Origin of the sequence: Borreliella bavariensis PBi (genome assembly GCF_000196215.1) — a bacterium.
Classification (GTDB): Bacteria; Spirochaetota; Spirochaetia; order Borreliales; family Borreliaceae; genus Borreliella; species Borreliella garinii.
Window position 1 is genome coordinate 791,006 of sequence record NC_006156.1, and the last position, 16,643, is coordinate 807,648.

The 16,643-nt window shown below is 27.0% G+C and carries 16 protein-coding genes, 3 tRNA genes and 1 pseudogene; 6 read left to right on the top strand and 14 right to left on the bottom strand.

The annotated features are described in order from the left end of the window. Positions 1–41: 41 nt before the first annotated feature. Both BG_RS03735 and BG_RS03740 read right to left on the bottom strand, forming a co-directional pair. Positions 42–114: transfer RNA gene (locus BG_RS03735), tRNA-Pro, on the bottom strand. A gap of 7 nt (positions 115–121) precedes the next feature. After that, a tRNA-Arg gene (locus BG_RS03740) sits at positions 122–195 on the bottom strand. 80 nt (positions 196–275) lie between these two features. On the opposite strand from BG_RS03740, the gene BG_RS03745 reads away from it, so the two are divergent. Then, positions 276–911 (top strand): endonuclease III domain-containing protein, encoded by a 636-nt coding sequence (locus tag BG_RS03745; protein WP_044007927.1) that lies wholly within the window; start codon positions 276–278, stop codon positions 909–911. Positions 912–920: 9 nt separating this feature from the next. Here the strand turns inward: BG_RS03745 and BG_RS03750 are convergent, their stop codons facing one another. The 3 genes from BG_RS03750 to BG_RS03760 are packed head-to-tail and all read right to left on the bottom strand — an operon-like array spanning position 921 to position 3,225. Beyond that, complete coding sequence (locus BG_RS03750; RefSeq protein WP_011194040.1) at positions 921–1,781, bottom strand: ABC transporter permease subunit; 861 nt, start codon at positions 1,779–1,781, stop codon at positions 921–923. After that, positions 1,781–2,761, bottom strand: a complete 981-nt coding sequence (locus BG_RS03755) for an ABC transporter permease subunit (protein WP_011194041.1) — start codon at positions 2,759–2,761, stop codon at positions 1,781–1,783. Before BG_RS03755 ends, BG_RS03750 begins: the two co-directional genes overlap by 1 nt. A 5-nt stretch (positions 2,762–2,766) precedes the next feature. Beyond that, positions 2,767–3,225 (bottom strand): septum formation initiator family protein, encoded by a 459-nt coding sequence (locus tag BG_RS03760; RefSeq protein ID WP_011194042.1) that lies wholly within the window; start codon positions 3,223–3,225, stop codon positions 2,767–2,769. Between the two features lie 98 nt (positions 3,226–3,323). On the opposite strand from BG_RS03760, the gene BG_RS03765 reads away from it, so the two are divergent. Then, the gene (locus BG_RS03765; protein ID WP_011194043.1) at positions 3,324–4,475 is read left to right on the top strand and encodes a hypothetical protein; all 1,152 of its coding nucleotides are present in this window, start codon (positions 3,324–3,326) and stop codon (positions 4,473–4,475) included. Between the two features lie 244 nt (positions 4,476–4,719). On the opposite strand, the gene BG_RS03770 is transcribed toward BG_RS03765, so the two are convergent. The 6 genes from BG_RS03770 to BG_RS03795 form a co-directional block, all read right to left on the bottom strand. Further along, positions 4,720–5,733, bottom strand: a complete 1,014-nt coding sequence (locus tag BG_RS03770; protein ID WP_011194044.1) for a DUF4340 domain-containing protein — start codon at positions 5,731–5,733, stop codon at positions 4,720–4,722. Between the two features lie 16 nt (positions 5,734–5,749). Further along, positions 5,750–7,258 carry a GldG family protein gene (locus BG_RS03775; protein WP_011194045.1) on the bottom strand — a complete coding sequence of 503 codons (1,509 nt, stop codon included), beginning with the start codon at positions 7,256–7,258 and terminating at the stop codon, positions 5,750–5,752. A gap of 4 nt (positions 7,259–7,262) precedes the next feature. After that, positions 7,263–7,997, bottom strand: a complete 735-nt coding sequence (locus tag BG_RS03780; RefSeq protein WP_011194046.1) for an ABC transporter permease — start codon at positions 7,995–7,997, stop codon at positions 7,263–7,265. A gap of 2 nt (positions 7,998–7,999) precedes the next feature. Next, positions 8,000–8,923 (bottom strand): ABC transporter ATP-binding protein, encoded by a 924-nt coding sequence (locus tag BG_RS03785; protein WP_011194047.1) that lies wholly within the window; start codon positions 8,921–8,923, stop codon positions 8,000–8,002. 8 nt (positions 8,924–8,931) lie between these two features. Further along, positions 8,932–9,891: a ribonuclease Z gene (locus BG_RS03790; protein ID WP_011194048.1), complete on the bottom strand. Its 960-nt coding sequence runs from the start codon at positions 9,889–9,891 to the stop codon at positions 8,932–8,934. Between the two features lie 190 nt (positions 9,892–10,081). Further along, complete coding sequence (locus tag BG_RS03795; RefSeq protein ID WP_011194049.1) at positions 10,082–11,149, bottom strand: NAD(P)/FAD-dependent oxidoreductase; 1,068 nt, start codon at positions 11,147–11,149, stop codon at positions 10,082–10,084. A 198-nt stretch (positions 11,150–11,347) separates the two neighbouring features. Between BG_RS03795 and BG_RS03800 the strand changes: the two genes are divergently transcribed. The 3 genes and pseudogenes from BG_RS03800 (at position 11,348) to BG_RS03810 (ending at position 12,806) form a co-directional block, all read left to right on the top strand. Further along, the gene (locus BG_RS03800) at positions 11,348–11,944 is read left to right on the top strand and encodes an ATP-dependent Clp protease proteolytic subunit (protein WP_011194050.1); all 597 of its coding nucleotides are present in this window, start codon (positions 11,348–11,350) and stop codon (positions 11,942–11,944) included. Between the two features lie 46 nt (positions 11,945–11,990). Beyond that, positions 11,991–12,656 (top strand): annotated as a pseudogene (locus tag BG_RS03805) (hypothetical protein). A gap of 66 nt (positions 12,657–12,722) precedes the next feature. Then, positions 12,723–12,806 (top strand) — tRNA-Leu (locus BG_RS03810). Between the two features lie 12 nt (positions 12,807–12,818). Here the strand turns inward: BG_RS03810 and BG_RS03815 are convergent. Then, positions 12,819–13,673 carry an undecaprenyl phosphate translocase family protein gene (locus tag BG_RS03815; RefSeq protein ID WP_011194053.1) on the bottom strand — a complete coding sequence of 285 codons (855 nt, stop codon included), beginning with the start codon at positions 13,671–13,673 and terminating at the stop codon, positions 12,819–12,821. A gap of 39 nt (positions 13,674–13,712) precedes the next feature. Then, positions 13,713–14,042 carry a nucleoside triphosphate pyrophosphohydrolase family protein gene (locus tag BG_RS03820; RefSeq protein ID WP_011194054.1) on the bottom strand — a complete coding sequence of 110 codons (330 nt, stop codon included), beginning with the start codon at positions 14,040–14,042 and terminating at the stop codon, positions 13,713–13,715. A 111-nt stretch (positions 14,043–14,153) separates the two neighbouring features. On the opposite strand from BG_RS03820, the gene BG_RS03825 reads away from it, so the two are divergent. Continuing rightward, positions 14,154–15,038, top strand: coding sequence for a LysM peptidoglycan-binding domain-containing M23 family metallopeptidase (locus BG_RS03825; RefSeq protein WP_011194055.1), 885 nt, complete (start codon positions 14,154–14,156; stop codon positions 15,036–15,038). A 244-nt stretch (positions 15,039–15,282) separates the two neighbouring features. On the opposite strand, the gene BG_RS03830 is transcribed toward BG_RS03825, so the two are convergent. Further along, positions 15,283–16,641: a sigma-54-dependent transcriptional regulator gene (locus tag BG_RS03830; protein WP_011194056.1), complete on the bottom strand. Its 1,359-nt coding sequence runs from the start codon at positions 16,639–16,641 to the stop codon at positions 15,283–15,285. Between the last annotated feature and the right edge of the window lie 2 nt (positions 16,642–16,643).

Here is a 16,643-nt window from a genome sequence, read left to right on the forward strand (position 1 = left end):
CAAAAAGCTAAAAACACAGTTTTTAGCTTTTTGAATTTTTTTCGGGATGGTGGGATTCGAACTCACGATCCCCTGCTCCCAAAGCAGGTGCCTTAGCCACTAGGCCACATCCCGAATGAAGCGCACCAATTAGGACTCGAACCTAAAACCTACAGATTAGAAGTCTGTTGCTCTATCCAATTGAGCTATTGATGCATTTTAAATGCTAATGATGAGTATATCATTTTGAAAAATCCTTGTCAATAAGGTCTAGATACCTTTAATTTGTATATTTTATGTTTTATAATTTTTTTATGATTAATCTTGATTTGATTGTTGATGAGACTTTGTTTAGATATCCCGATGTTAAACCCTTTCTAAATTATAAGAATAATTATGAACTTTTAATAATGGCGATTTTAAGTGCAAGAACAACAGATAATTTGGTAAATAAAATTTCTCCATATCTTTTTGAAAGGTATGGGAATTTTGAAAGTTTATCAAGAGCAAATATGAGAGATGTTGAAAAATTAATTTATAAGACTGGTTTTTATTCAAGGAAAGCTAATAATATTGTAAATTGTTCTATTGATATTTTGGAAAAATTTAATGGTGTTATTCCAAATAATATTTTTGATCTTGTTAAGCTACCCGGAGTAGGTCGAAAAACAGCAAATGTTATTCTTGGTGCTGTTTACAATAAGCCTGCAATTATTGTAGATACTCATTTTATCAGAGTTATTAAAAGGCATGCTATTTCTTTGGAAAATTCTCCTATTAAGATTGAACTGGATCTAAAAAGAAGAATAGAGTCTTGTAAACAGTATAGATTTTCTATGGCTATTAATAAGCATGGAAGAGAAGTTTGCACTGCTAGAAATGTAAGTTGCGAGAATTGTTTTTTAGAAAAATTTTCTCCAAGAGTTTTTTAATTTTTTTAGTTAAGATGATATTAAATGTTTCATTTTTTTTCTCAGTTGTAAATTTATTATTGCTAGTATTATGTTTATACCTATTAATATGAGTAGGGGATTGATCCATATCCATGAATATTTATTACCCGTTTCCATATAGTTGAGCAGTTCTCCAAGGCTAGGATATAGATTTTTATCTTTTTTTTGTAAAAAGCTTACTACTTCAAAAGTAGTAAGACTTCTTGCCATTTGTAATGGAATTATGGATGATATTGATGAGAATACTTCTGGAAAAATATGACTTAATATTATTCGAATTTTGCTTGCTCCCATAGCTTCACCGGCTTTAACATAATCTAAATTTTTTATTATTAGCGTGTTGTTTCTTGCAATAAAAGCAAACCTAATCCATCCATGAATCAATGCGAATAGTGTTGCTGTTTGAAGCATATTGTAAGTTTTTTGTTTTAAAAAGTAGTAAAAAACTAAAGACACAACATAAAAAAAGGGTAATGTTTGTAATGCTTCGATTAGTTTTGAAATTAGCATGCAAATTTCAAAACTAAACATGCCAATTATTGTCCCAATGAAGATTCCGATTATTGCGGAAATTGTTGCATAGCTTAGTGAAAGTAGAATAGAATTTCTAGTTGCAATTATTAATCTTGCCATAATATCTCTTCCCATTTTGTCGATTCCTAGTGGATTGTCTTTTGTGGGTGGCATAGGTATTTTTTGGATAGATTTTAAATAAATTTTATTTGGATCTTTTTTGTAGATTGCAATTTTTGAATTTTCATTAACTAGTTTTGGAGCAATGATTAATAATATAATAAATATGCTAAATAGTAAGATATAAATTTTTTTTATTATTGTACCTGGTTTCATTAGCTTAGCGTGTCCTTGTATGGGTTGATTTTGTAAATTAATATATCTGTTATTATATTTGGAATAAGCATAATGAAAACACCAATAAAAATTAAATCTTTAGAAATAGCATAATCGTTGAATTTTAAAGCATTTAAATATAAGGCTCCAACTCCATCAATTTTAAACATTGATTCAATCATTGATGCTCCAAAAAAGGCAGTTGTGAGAATAGGTCTCATGTTAGTAAGTAATGGTGTTATCGATGGAATTAATGCATGTTTTAAGATTATTTGTAATTTATTTATTCCTCTTGATTTTGCAGCTTTTATGTAAAATTCTGATAAAGTTTTGTCAAGAGATTGTTTGAAAATTACAGAATTAAATATAAAGAATGAAAAAAACCATGCGAATCCACCTATTATTAAATTTTTTGGATTTAAATTTAAGTAATATATTAAAGACAATATTAAAAATACTGTTAAGTTTCTTGGCATTGAGTGGAGTAATAGCATTAAATATTCTAAAAAATTATTTATTAGGTTGTTTTTTATGTAAAGTTTCCAAATTATAATAAGGGCTATTGCTGCAATATAAGAGAGCAGGGCTCCTGGAATTGAGACTTTTAAAGTATTGAATATTTTTTCGAAAATTATTTTAGTAGTTGGCTTTCCTTGACTCAGTAGTGAGTATCGATAATCACCCCATAGTATTCCTTTGTTTTTTGTTTTGTATATTATATATGAATTACCAGCTATATGTTTTAAAAAGTAATTTTTTTCTAATTTTGATTTGGGGTTAAAGTTATGTATCAAAGCATATCTTTCTATACTTTTACATATTCCAATGTACTGCAAGTATTTTTTTAGGATATTTATTTTAACAAAAGGAGTATACTGGTGTTCATTTGAAAAAAAACTTACTAACGATACACAAAAAAATGATGCACAAATTAAATTAATTAATAAATATATTACATTTTTTAAAATAAATATTTTCAATAAAGCTAATCCTTAGAGCTATTGGAAGCAAGTTTATTGCTTTTTGTGATTTTTTTGGTTTGGATAATACAACTTGATAAAAAATAATAAATTAAACCTATTGCTATTGATATAAAGTAAAAATTTTGATTCTTAGAAAGGGGATTTTGTAGTGTTAATATTTGCCCTTGGCTATATTGATCTTTATTGTTATTGGTTTTTATTACTATTGAGTTTTTTGGGTAGTAGCCCAACTTGTTGGCTTCTTTTAGAATTTCGGATTTAGATACTTGTAAATTAATATATCTTGCTTTTAATTCTTTTTGAATTTCTTTTAATTTTCCGATGTGATTTTTTATTAATGTTAAGTTATTATCTAATTTTTGATAATTAACAAATCCTCTCTCTCCAAATATGGGAGCTATTATAAAGTAGCTTAGTATTCCTGAGTAAAAAGACATCGCAATTTTTTTATAAATGATCATATAGCTTGTAATTATATTCTTAATATACTATATTTACAAGTAGTTAAGGTTGATTTAGATTGTAGTTATATTGAGTAGTTTTGGAGAGCAAGTTTAGCATGAAGAAAAGTGTTTTTTTTATCAAAGAAGGTCCCAAGGAAGTTGATTTTGATATGGAAAAAGTATTTTTAAGAAATGAGTCTGTTGATGTTGTTTCTACAGCTTCAGATAATCTTAAATTTTTTTTAGATGAAAAGCTATTAAAACTCGATAATATATTAAAAGAAAGACATGGTGAGTTGATTAATTGTTTAAAGGATGTTGAGCTTCGTGTTGAAAGAGTTGAAAAAGAAATGATTGATAATGGGCTTAAGCTTGTTCAAAGAGATTTTATTACTTCTGATTCTAAAGATTTTGAAAAAAAGTCGCCTGAGATTGACGATTCATTTTCTAATTCTAAAAAAGAAGATAATTTGCCTAATATTTCTATTGGTCAAGAAGAATTAGATGCGCTACTTGAGGGTATTAATTATGCCCCAAAAGAAAGTGAAGTAGTTCAGCATGATGTTAAATTTAATAAAGATAAAGATTTTGATTTAACTAGCAATTTACATACGGCTGATAATTTTTCGAATATTTCGAATAATTTGATTAAAAAAGAAGGTATTTACGTTGGTAGCGATAATGTGTCTTTAGAAAATATGGAGTTAAATAATAATAACGATCATAATGAAAAATTGGAGAGTTTTGTAGATAATAAACAACATTTAGATTTAATGTATGATAATGGAAATATTGAGCATGAGGATAGTGCTAATTGTACGGTTTTTAAGAGTTCTGGTGAACCTCTTGAGTTAAAAGAATTTGATGACTTTGAAAGCATTTTAAAAAAGGACCTAGATTCTCAAATGATTGAAGGTTCTTTTTCTAATGATGGAGAGAAAAATTTGCGTGATAGTTTAAGAGATGTAGCAGGTCAAGACCAAAGTAATAATATTGCTAATTGTGAAAAGCTTAGTTCTCAAAATATAACTGAGGATCATTCTTCTTCTCATTTCAATTTTCATGATGTTGAAAAGGTTGTGAGCAAATTTAATGCTGAAGAATCTTTAAGTAATGTTGTGCTAAATAGCGATGAAAAAACCGTATTAATAAATTTCATTGATAGGGTAGAAAGTGAGCTTGAGTTAAATCCTAATAGAAATATTTTTAAAGTTAAACAAGAATATGAAGTTTTAAAAAAAGTTAAATTTTTACTTACTAAAGGTTAAAGAATCTATTCAGTTTAAATTCTATTTCATTTTTATATAAAAATTTTTAACTTAATTTTTGATAGCTGAACAATTTTTTTGCTTTATCTAATATATTTTTTTAATTTAAAAGATTAACTAATTTATCATTAAAGCGAGACAGCATCTTATCTTTTGATAAGATGCTGTCTATTTTCATGGTTATATTTTGATTATATTTATTTTTATATGTTTTGCTTTTTATTCTTTTTAATCCATAGCAAGATTAATCTGCATTGTTGTGGTGTTCATGCTCATCTTCTTGATTATCATTGCTAGAAATATTATCTTTTTCTATTATTTTTTTTTCTAAGTTAAATACATCAAAAAAAGTCCATTTGCTAGTCATGTAGTAATATTCATCTTTATCTTTTTTGATTAATATGTCTTTGTCATTTTCTTCGTTTTTATTAAAGTAAACTTCAATATTGTTAACACTTTTATTGCTCCATTTGACTTCAATCTTGTATTGAAGGTTATAGCCATTTATTTTAGATTTATCAATTTCAAGTCCATCGGCTTTAAATTCAGCAATAATATTTAAAGGTCTTTCTTTTAACATTTTTTGGTTATTTAAAAAATAAAGACCATCTTTCGTGGTAATCTCATAGTTATTATTTATGTTATTTTCATTTTCTTTGTTTAATTTTCTTATTATTTTGAATGATAAATTTTCTAATTTTGTGTTTTTTTCTTGAAATAGTGTAGTATCTGAAAATGTATTATAAGAATTCCCTTTATATGATAAGAAAATATTTTTTGTTAAGTAAACATTTTCGCTACTACCTTTAATGTATGCCAATCTTGAATCGCCTTCTCCTGGTTTTCCAACAAAAATTTCTGTCAATAGTTTGTTATTATTGTCAAATAATTTGAAGCTTGGATTTTCTCCAATTCCCAATTCTTTGTGTTTTTTTTGATCTCTACTTACAAGTTTATTTTTTTGAAGTTCGTCTAATGCTCTGATTAGAGCATTAACTTTTTTATTGTCAACGGGAATATTTTGTTTGTTGTATGTTAGCATCCAATCTTTACCAAGTTTTGTCAGTGTTCCTTCAAGTTCTGTTTCGATTTTAGAAATTAAATTTAAGTCAAAATCGAAAAATTTTTCTTCCAGGATTCTTGCTACTTTATTTTCATTTGAAAAAATTATTCCTAATAAGAATGTAGATGTTAACACTAATATTGTCAATATTTTTATTTTTTCTTTATTGATTGAGGATATTTTTGGTTTTGTCATAAATACTCCTTTATTCTTAATTTGCTTTTCTTTTTCTAGTAAATCTAACAAGTCCAAATATTAATATTATTGTTGGAAGAATAATTAAGTTAACAATTATTAATGAAAACTTTGCATTGACCATTTCGTTTGAAGAACTTGTAAATTTTAATTTAGCTCGTACTTCTCTGGACTTAATATTAAAAAATTCTTCCTTTTGCATTAAATAATCCGAAATTCTTCCTGATAGTTCAAAGTTTGATGGAGAACCGTTGTACATATAATCACTAAATATCATGCTTGATCCTGTTAGAATTATTTTAGAATTTTTGGAATATTGTTCTTTATATAGACTTTTAATTTTTCCTTCAATTGCATATCCTAGCATTTTGAGTTCATTTTCTTCAAATTTATTTGGAACTTCGAATGCATTCAAAGATATGTTTGAAAGATTAGGCTCTTTAACTTGCCATGATTGTTTGGAGCTTGCAAATAGAGGCAAAAATTTTACTTCTGCTGCATCTTTTTTTACAAGTTCTAATGAACTGCTCCAAGGAATTGTAGCAGCATAAAAATTTTTAAGTAGTGGTATGTCTTTTTTTACAATATTACTTTTGTCTATTAAGACCCATGGATAGTAAGTTTGGAAATTACCACCTAAAAAGATTGTAGGTGCTCTTTTATCAAGAATAATATTGTCGTTGTATTTTATACCATAACTTTCAAATAGATCAAATAGTTTAGATTTAATAGGAGTTATGCCATATGGATTTTGAGGATTGTAGTCAATTGTGCTTGTTGCAACAAATATTTTTCCATCATTAACAATAAAATCGTCAATTTTTTTTGCAATCTCTTCATCAATTTCTTTAGCACCAATAATGAATAATCCATTGATTTCTTTTCTTATGTCTTCTAATTTCTCAGTTTTTAAATCTATTTCTTTTATTTCAATACCAAATGCTTTTTTCATTATTTCAGAAAAGTTTTTGTGTGCTTCTTTTAAAGTAATGTCTCCAAAAGCAAGTCCTAAAACTTTTTTGGTATTGTTTATTAGCTTGTCAAGTCCATTTGCTAGGTCATATTCTAAATTGCTGATTTCTGTTACAACTGGTATTATTTCTCTTTTACCTTCATAAATAATTTCAATTCCTGAATATATTTTGAGTATTGAGAGTTGATTAATATCTCTTAAGTCGATTTGCTGAGAAGGAATGCCAATGTGTTCTAATGGTGTTGAAATTTTATCAGCATCAAGTTCTTTATAAATTACTTTGCCTTTTGAAGCATCAGAAAAACTTATTAAAAAATTTTTTATTTGATTTGGAAAAGCAAAATAGTTTTCAAGGCTTCCTGAATTGTAATATGTTATATATATTGTTTCATTTGCACTTGAAAACAAATTTTTTGTAACTTTAGATATTGTAAAAGCTTTGTGCTTTGTAAAGTCTATTTTAAAAATGAAAATAGATATATTGCAAAAAATCAAAAAGATTATTGTAAGGTTTAAAGTTAGGTTTAAAACTTCGTTTTCTTTATTTTTCATAATTTTATCTCCATTTTTTTAGCGTTATGCTGTGTGTGCTTAGTATTAGAAATGTGATTGTGAATGTAATAAAATAAATAAAGTCTGATAAGTTTAGTATTCCCATATTAAAATAGCTAAAGTGATTAGTTATTGAAATAAAATTAAGCATTTCTCCTATTATATTTTCTTTTCCAAAGATCATAACCAATTTCCCAGAAAATAGTATTAATATCAGTGTAAATACGGTTATTATGTAAGAGACTATTTGACTTTTTGTAATAGAGGAGATAAATGTTCCCATGCTTAGCACTGAGAGAGAATAAAGAATTATCCCCAGATATTGAAGCAATATTATTCCAAGATCAAATTCGCCCATGAAAATTGTCATTATTGTAAGAGGTAAGGTAAGTGAGAATAGTATTAAGGTAAATATTTTGAGTGTAATAAATTTACCTAAGACTATCTCTTGAGGTCTTAGCGGTAGAGCATAAAGTAGTTCAATGCTTCCTGTTTTATGTTCTTCTGAGAACACTCCCATACTAAGTGCTGGCAGTACTAACATTAAAATAATAGGCATTGAAGAGAAATAAGAGGTAAGAGATGCATTGTCTTTAATAAAAAATCCTGATAAAAAAATAAATGAAAAGTTTATAAATGTTAAAAAAAATAGCATCACAACGTATGCAGTTGGAGTTCCGAATAATATTTTTAGTTCTTTTTTAGAAAGAGCTAAAGATTGCTTTAAATCTATTTTCATTTTTATCTCTCCTTGGTTAATTTGCTAAATATCGTTTCAAGACTTTCATGTTTTGGGATCATTGCTTTTAAGATTATATTATTTTTTACTATGTAGCTAAAGAGATCTTCTTCTGTTTTGCCTTGAGATAGTTTTAATGAAATATTTAAGTCCTTCTCGTGTTCTTCAAGTTGTATTAATGTAAAAATATCGTTTTTACTATTGAAAATTTTTTTTTCATTTTCAGATTTTTTTAAAACTATTAATTCTATTTCGATCTCTTTAAGTTTATTTTTAATAATATTTTCTTTTGTGTCATCAGCAACAATTACTCCGTTGTTGACAATAATTATTCTTTTACAAATAGATTCTACTTCGCTTAGTATGTGTGAAGAGAATAATATTGTACTTTCTTTTGTGAGTTCTCTTAAGAATTCTTTAAATTCAATTATTTGATTTGGGTCAAGACCATTTGTTGGTTCATCAAGTATTACAAGCTTAGGATTATTTATTAAAGCACCAGCTATTCCTACTCTTTGCTTAAATCCTTTTGAAAGTTGAGAAATCAGCTTATCTTCAACTTCTTTTAATTTAAATATGCTTATTACCTTGTCAATTTCTTTTTTTATTTTTTTAACACCTTTTATTTCTGATATGAACTTTAAATATTCTTTAACAGAAAGTTCTGGATAAAGAGCTAGTTTTTCAGGAACATATCCTATTTGTTGTAATATTTCTTTTGAATGCTCTACAATGTCTTTTCCAAAAATTTTTACATTACCTTTACTTGGATAATGAAATGATGTTAAGATTTTGATTAATGTGGACTTTCCGGCTCCGTTTGGGCCAAGTATGCCAAGCACTTCGCCTTCTTCCACCTTAAAGTTAATATTAAGTAGCGCTGTAAATGAGCCATACATTTTGGTAACTTTTTCTACATTTATCATATACCCTCCTATTTAATAATAAAATTATTCTTGTTTGCTTCAAGTCTCATTCCGTCTTTTGTTAAAAAAATTTCTCCATCTGGATATTCCAATTTTGCCTCCTTTAGTAAGTTTTCAAGATCTTTTCTTAATGTATATCTTTCGCTAAAATGAATAAGGCCTGTTTTTAAAACTTTTGCTTGCTTAACAATATTTGCAGCCCCACCAGCTGTTAAATGAAGTTTTTTATCCGCTTCCTTTTTAAGCTCATTTTTAAATGTGCTCTCAATTATTACAAGGTTGAAATTTTTGATTTGCTGTATAAGCTCTTTAAAATAACCAGTATCTGTAATGTATGCAACTTTCAATCCTTTTTTAGATTCTCCAAGTATTTCTGATGGCTTTATAATTTTTCCGTCTATTAGTATTTCTTTCCCATCTTGCAGAGTTTTTCTAATAGGCCCTTTGGGGATATTTAACTCTTCTGCTTTTTCTGTATTAAATTTGCCAGGTTTATCTTTTTCTATGAATAAATATCCAACACATTCTATTGAATGCTTTAGCCTGGTGTATTCAATTTTTTTTGTTTTATCTTCATATATTATTTTTTCTGTTTTGTCTATGATTATTTCTTTATAAATTATTTCATAGTTTTTATATATTTTAAGAATATCTATATTAGTTTTTGTATAGTTTTTTATTCCAACAGGTCCAGCGATTATTAATGGCTCTTTTCTTGTTTCTCCACTTTGTGACATTAGCATTACTATTCCAAGTAGTCCTGTAATGTGATCAGCATGTAAGTGTGTAATACAAATCATTTTTATTTTTTGCCAAGATATTTTTTGTTTTCTTAAAGACATTTGAGTTCCTTCTCCACAATCGAATAAAAAATTGTCTCCATTGTATTCGATTAGCACTGATGACAAATATCTGTTGTGGAGTGGCCTTGTTCCCCCAGTTCCTATAATGTTAATGTTGAATCCCAAAGATTATGCTCCTGGTTTGTTTTAAAAGTTTTGATTAATTTTAATTGCTTTGTTAAATCTTGATTCACTTTTAGCTTCTCTTTTGACAATAATTATTTTAGCTTAACTTAAACATTATATTATTTTTCCATAAATTTAGAAATATTAAGATATGTAATTGCTTGTCAGTATGGATATAAAAATTTTGATTTTAAGAATGATTTAAAATATTGTAATATTTTGCGTATCTTTTAATATTATAATGATTTGGAATTTTGTCAATTTTTTCAATATTATTAACCAATAAATTGGATAAGTATGGTGCCATTGATATACCTCTTGTTCCAAAACCATTTAATATGAAGATATTTTTATGCTTAGGGTGTTCTCCTAAGAAAGGCTCTCTGTCAAGAGTTGAGGGCCTTATGTGTGCTTTTTGATCAATGACCTTGCATTTTAGATTTGTTATTTTTTGGAATTTTTTTAATAATTCTAATTTTGCCCATTCATTTGTAAGTGTATTCCAAGTGTTCCATTCGTAAGTACCCCCAAGGTAAAATTTATTGTCTTTTAAGTGAATTAAAGATACATGCCTATTGTAAACTTCTTTAAAATTTAATTTTTTGCATTCTAATATAATGATTTCACCTTTTGCAGGTTCAAATGGTAGGTAAGAAAAAAATCCTTTGAGTTTTTCTTTATATCCTTTTGCAAATATTAATTTTTCAAACTTGAAATCTTCTATTTTAAAAAAACTTTCTCCGAGTTTAATTTTATTTTCGTCGATATTTTTGTTTATGTATGACTTTTTTTTGATTAAATATTTTTTAATATTTTTTATATAGATTTTTGTATTAATCCTAGCGCCTTTTATTATCATTCCGCCGTTAGAGTCGTTTGAGAAATTATAAATTTTTCCACCTTTTATTTTCAAAATAAAGTTTTTAATGTTTTTATCGTTTTCAAGTTTATCAACCAGTTCATTTTTTTGATTTTCGGTAGTAAAGGGTCTAAAGATATTTTTTTCTATGAAAAAGTTGGATTTAATGGTTTTTTCAATTTCTTGATAGTAGTTTTTTGCAAATTCAAAAATATGCGATTCTTTCCAGGCAATGTTCATTTTTCTACCCATAATAGGATTAATAAGTCCGCCAGCTATTATTGTTGCTTTTGTATCTTCATCATCGAAAAGAATTACTTTTTTATGTCTTTTAAGTAGTTCGTAAGTAACGGTGCTTCCTGCTATTCCTCCGCCGATAACTGCAAATTCATAATGCATTATAAACTCCTTTTTAGATTTTTCTTATATATAAATTTAGAGTATTGTTTGACTATAATTAAGTTAATTAAAGATCCATTAGCCTTTTGCTTTTAAGAAATTATTTGCAATTGTTTAGTTTTTATACTTTTTTATAATTTAAAAACCTTTTGTTTTAAATTATAATATATCATTATGTTTTTGTATAAGGGATGTTTTATGACCGGTAAAGAAGATGATAATATTTGTGTTTTGCATGATAAATCATTGGAATTAATTTTAAAGAGTAGATCAATAGTGATTGCTGGTGAGATTACTAAGGATGTTTCTCGACTTTTTCAGGAAAAAATATTATTGTTAGAGACCTTAGATTTTAAAAAGCCTATATTTGTGTACATTGATTCAGAAGGAGGCGATATTGATGCTGGATTTGCTATTTTCAATATGATTCGTTTTGTTAAGCCTAAAGTTTTTACAGTTGGAGTAGGGCTTGTTGCTAGCGCTGCCGCTTTAATTTTTTTGGCTGCAAAATTAGAAAATAGATTTTCATTGCCTTTTGCCAGGTATTTATTGCATCAACCTTTGAGCGGATTTAAAGGAGTTGCCACAGACATTGAGATTTATACTAATGAGTTAAATAAAGTTAAAAAAGAGCTTAATAATATTATTTCAAAAGAAACAGGTCAAGAGATTTCTACAATAGAAAAGGACACTGATAGGGATTTTTGGTTAGACAGTAGTGCTGCAAAAAAGTATGGACTTGTATTTGAAGTTGTTGAGACAAAGTGTCAACTTGAAGAGTTTATTTCTGCTTAGTGTTTTATTTTTTTCCTGTAATTTTGTAGATATAGATTTTAGTATTTTGGAGCTTAAGGTTGCAAACCTTGGTTTAAGTGATAATTCTTTTCAAGAATCAAGAATTATTAGATTCTGCTTATAATATTCTAAATCAAAGTTTTGATTTAATAATCATTAAGAACCTTGAGAATAAAAATATTCTTGATTTAATCAACAATAGAGTTTTATTTGGAACTTTTAAGAATGCTTATTTTATTGATCAAGGGAAAGGGCTTTCTGTTAGTATTCTTTCTAAGCGTAAAATAAATATTAAAGTTTTAAGCGCAATGCAAGATTATGGCGATTTAAAATTAGGATTGCTTGTTGATTTTAAATTCAAGGATAATCGTTATGGTATTGTTATTTATAATTTAAGTAATGATTTTATTAAAATCCTACTAGTTTGCAAATTAATGAGCAAATTTTATATTTAAAAGCCCAAATAGATAAATTAATGTTTATTTTAGATGAATCCGAATTTATTATTTTTGATTTATTAATCAAAAATGGATTTTTTAGCTTAATAAATAATTCAAACAATATTTCAATGTTGGCAAATAAAATTAACTTTAGAGTTTTTTCTAATTTTTTTGCTAGAGTTTCTTTATATTCATTTATGTTTGTAATTGTAGATTATTTGCATAGTCATTATGTTATTGAGAATTTTCCTCAAAAAATAGTTATCAGCTGAGTTTTTGGATTTGTATTCTTGTTTAACTTGACATCGCAATTATTATTATTTATTATATTATTCTATGCCGAAGTGGTGGAAGTGGTAGACACACAGGACTTAAAATCCTGAGGAGGAAGCTCCGTACCGGTTCAAGTCCGGTCTTCGGTATTTTTAAGATTTTTATTTACATTTTTTAGCTATTTTCTTGTTTATAAACATTCCCAATATAAATGATGTTCCCAGAAGTGTAAAAGATGTAAAGCTGATTTTAAAATTAAATTTTAAAATGATTAATATCATTTGTAGAATGGAGCCAAAAATTAGGCCTCTTGATAAATAAATAAAATTATTTAAGTGATTATCTATTATTTTTTTTATTATTAATATTGATATAACTATTCCTATTATTACAGCTATTGCAAAGATTGTAATAAGAACAATGTTAAATTTGGATATAATGAGTATTATTTCTTTATAAAAACCAAGTAGTAAAAGCATTCCAGATCCCGAGATTCCGGGCAAGATCATTGATGCTCCGCTTATTGTTCCAGAGGATATTAATAATAAGTAATATTTTATTGAGTTTTTGTCTTTAGGTATTGTACTTTGCAATTGTATATTAGATTCTTTGATTATTAAGAAAAGGACAATAATGGCCATGCCAATCAAAAACAACAAATACTTTAATATTTTTTTATTACTATTTGTTTCTTTTGATATTTCTGGTTTTAGTGTTAGCATACTCCCAAATGTTAATCCTATGAAAAATACTATTAGCAATGCTTCTATTATTCCATTGTCAAAGGCATAAGCTTTGAATATTTTTGCAGTTAATAATATTGAGGTTAACATTCCTGTTGCCAAAATGGTTAAAAACATTAAATTTTTTTTAATTTCTGTGAGCTTTAAGATTTCTGAAATAGAGTTTATTATTTTATAATAAATTTTTAATATTAAAGCCAGTGTTCCCCCAGAAATCCCTGGGATTATGTTTGCAATTCCAAGTAAAATTCCCTTGATATAAACATTAAGCATTTGTATTTTTAGACTTTAAGTATTTTTGATCTCAATGCTTTATCTGTCGTCACCTTCACCATTTATTGTTCCATTCTCATGACGCTTTTGTATTTTTTTTAGGTTCGTTAGGGCAACATCTTCAAGTGTAATGCCTAGATTATTACTTAAAGTTGATAAGTACCATAAAACATCCCCAAGCTCTTTTTTAATTGATATTAAGTACTCATCATCAATAATGTAATTTTTATCTCTTCCTAATTTTTTTATTTTTTCAACAACTTCTCCAGTTTCTCCAGCAAGACCAAGTGTTGTTAAAATTAATTCTTCTTTTTTATTTTTGTATTTAGCAGTTTTTTTTGCTTTTTCTTGGTATTCGTTTAGCTTCATGTTGAGAGAAAGTTTATTACAGTTTGTTATTATTTGCAAGTCTAAACACGATTTATTTTTTTTATTTTTTTTATTATATTTTGATTAATTAAGGGTGAAAGAATTTGCAGTGTGAGTAAAATTTTTTTATTTAAAGTAGTTTTCTTTTTTTTAAAAGTAATTTGTGTTTTTTCTTATCCAGAAATAAAAAATTTTTCAAGAAAAGATCCTATTTTTTCTGATCTTAAAGTCAAAGTTTTAAAATATAATAAAAAACAGCATATTCCCCTGTTTTTTTACTTATATAAAGTTAAAAAGGGGGATACTTTTTTTAAAATTGCTAATAAAATAAATGGATGGCAGTCTGGCATTGCTACCGTTAATTTATTAGACTCTCCTCTTGTGAGTGTTGGGCAAGAGATTCTTATTCCTAGTAAAAAAGGAGTTTTTGTTTTTGATAGCAAAGATTATAGGTTTAATAATTTGCTCTTAGCAACAAGAGATCTTACTAAAGCTGAAAAAGTAAAAATTAAAAGGAACGACAGAGTTTATGAGTTTTATTTTTTTGATTTTGTAAAGAATCCAGATTTTGGACTTTTTTCAGGTACAGAGTTACTTTTTTTTTTAAATGCCAACTTTATTTTTCCTTTAAAAAAATTTATTGTTAGTTCTGATTTTGGATTCAGAAATGATCCTTTCACTGGTAATAAAAGTTTTCATACGGGAATAGATCTTGCAGCTCCAATGAATACGGAAGTGTATTCCTCTTCTTCTGGAATAGTCATTGAAGTTGGATACAATGATCTTTATGGTAATTTTGTTGTAGTTGGTCACAAAAATAATATTAAATCTCTTTATGGGCATTTAAATTCATATTCTGTAAAGATAGGAGACCCGATTAAATCAGGCGAATTGCTTGGAATGGTAGGACAAACGGGGCGCTCAACAGGACCCCATTTACACTTTGAAATATTAAAAAAAAATATTCCTATTAACCCTTTAAAGCTTTTGAAGTAAACCTGGGTTGCAGGTAGCTAAATATAATATTATTAAATTGTATTGATTATTAATAAATAATAATGTATAATTAATTGTTTGGTAAAAATATTTTTACACCTTTGCACCAGGATTTTGAAAGAAAGTGTTTCATTTTAATATAAATATTGACATTAAAAAATTTTTTGGGTTCAAAATTATACATTCAATTTATAACAATGTTATTTTTTTGTATTGATTATTATTTAATAATTTGAAATAAATCTTATTGATCAATTTGATATTCGATTATTTTATTATGTAAAGTTTTTCTTCCTATTTTTAATATTTCGGCGCATTTACTTTTATTGTTTTTGGAATGAAAAAGCGTTTGTTTTATTATTTCTTTTTCAGCTTCTTTTAGGCTAATTCCTATTGGTAGTGTGATTTTAAATATAAGATTTTCATTATTTTTGATTTTTGCGGGTAAATCTTCTTTAGTGATTTGCTTTCCTTTTGATAATATTAATGCGCTTTCAAGTACATTTTTTAATTCTCTAATATTTCCTGGCCAATCGTAATAATAAAGAGCTTTAATTGCATCATTAGAAAGAGTTTTTTCTTGTCTATTATTTTCCTTTGCGACGTCTCTTATTAGTATGCTTGTTAAATTAGATATATCATCTTTTCTCTCTCTTAAAGGCGGTATGTTTATATTAATGATATTTAATCTATAAAATAAATCTTCTCTAAATTTTCCTTTTTTAATTTCTTCTTCAAGGTTCTTGTTTGTTGCAGCCAGAAGCCTAATGTCAACTTTAATTGTAGTTTCGCCCCCAACGCGTTCAAAGGTTTTGTTTTGCAGTACTCTTAAAAGTTTCACTTGAATTTCAGGTGAAATTTCTGCTATCTCATCAAGAAAAATTGTACCCTTGTTAGCAAGTTCAAATCTGCCCTTTTTTTTGGAAATTGCGCCAGTGAATGCTCCTTTTTCATGCCCAAAAAGCTCGCTTTCAAGGATGCTTTCAGAAAGTGCAGCGCAATTTACTTTTATAAATGGTTTGTCATTTCTATTTGAAAGATCAAAAATAGCATCGGCTATTATCTCTTTTCCAACGCCGCTTTCGCCCGTTATAAGAACAGATGCGTTTGATTTTGCTATTTTTATTACAAGTTCAAAAATCTTTTGCATTAACAGCGATTTTCCCATGATTTTTTCATAGTATTTTAAATCTTTTCTTATTAGAATATTTTCTAAATTGACATTTTCTTCATTGTTATTTTCTTTTTTATTTAATGATCTTTTTATTATTAGCAAGAGTCTTTCAAGGTCTAAGGGTTTTGTTAAGAAATCGTAAGCGCCTTCTCTCATGGCGTCTACAGCAGAATCAACTGTTCCGTGAGCCGTTAAAATAATAAAAGGTATTTTTAAGTTTTTTTCTTTAACTATTTTGAGCAATTTTTCTCCTGATATCTGAGGCATTCTAAGGTCAGATATTATTACATCAAGATTTTCATTTTCAATTGTTTCAAGAGCTTCCTCTCCGTCGCTAGCCGTGAAAACAAAATATCCTTCATCCTCAAGATAGGTAGCAATTCCTTCTCTAATATTCTTTTCATCATCAGCTACAAGTATTTTGCTCATTT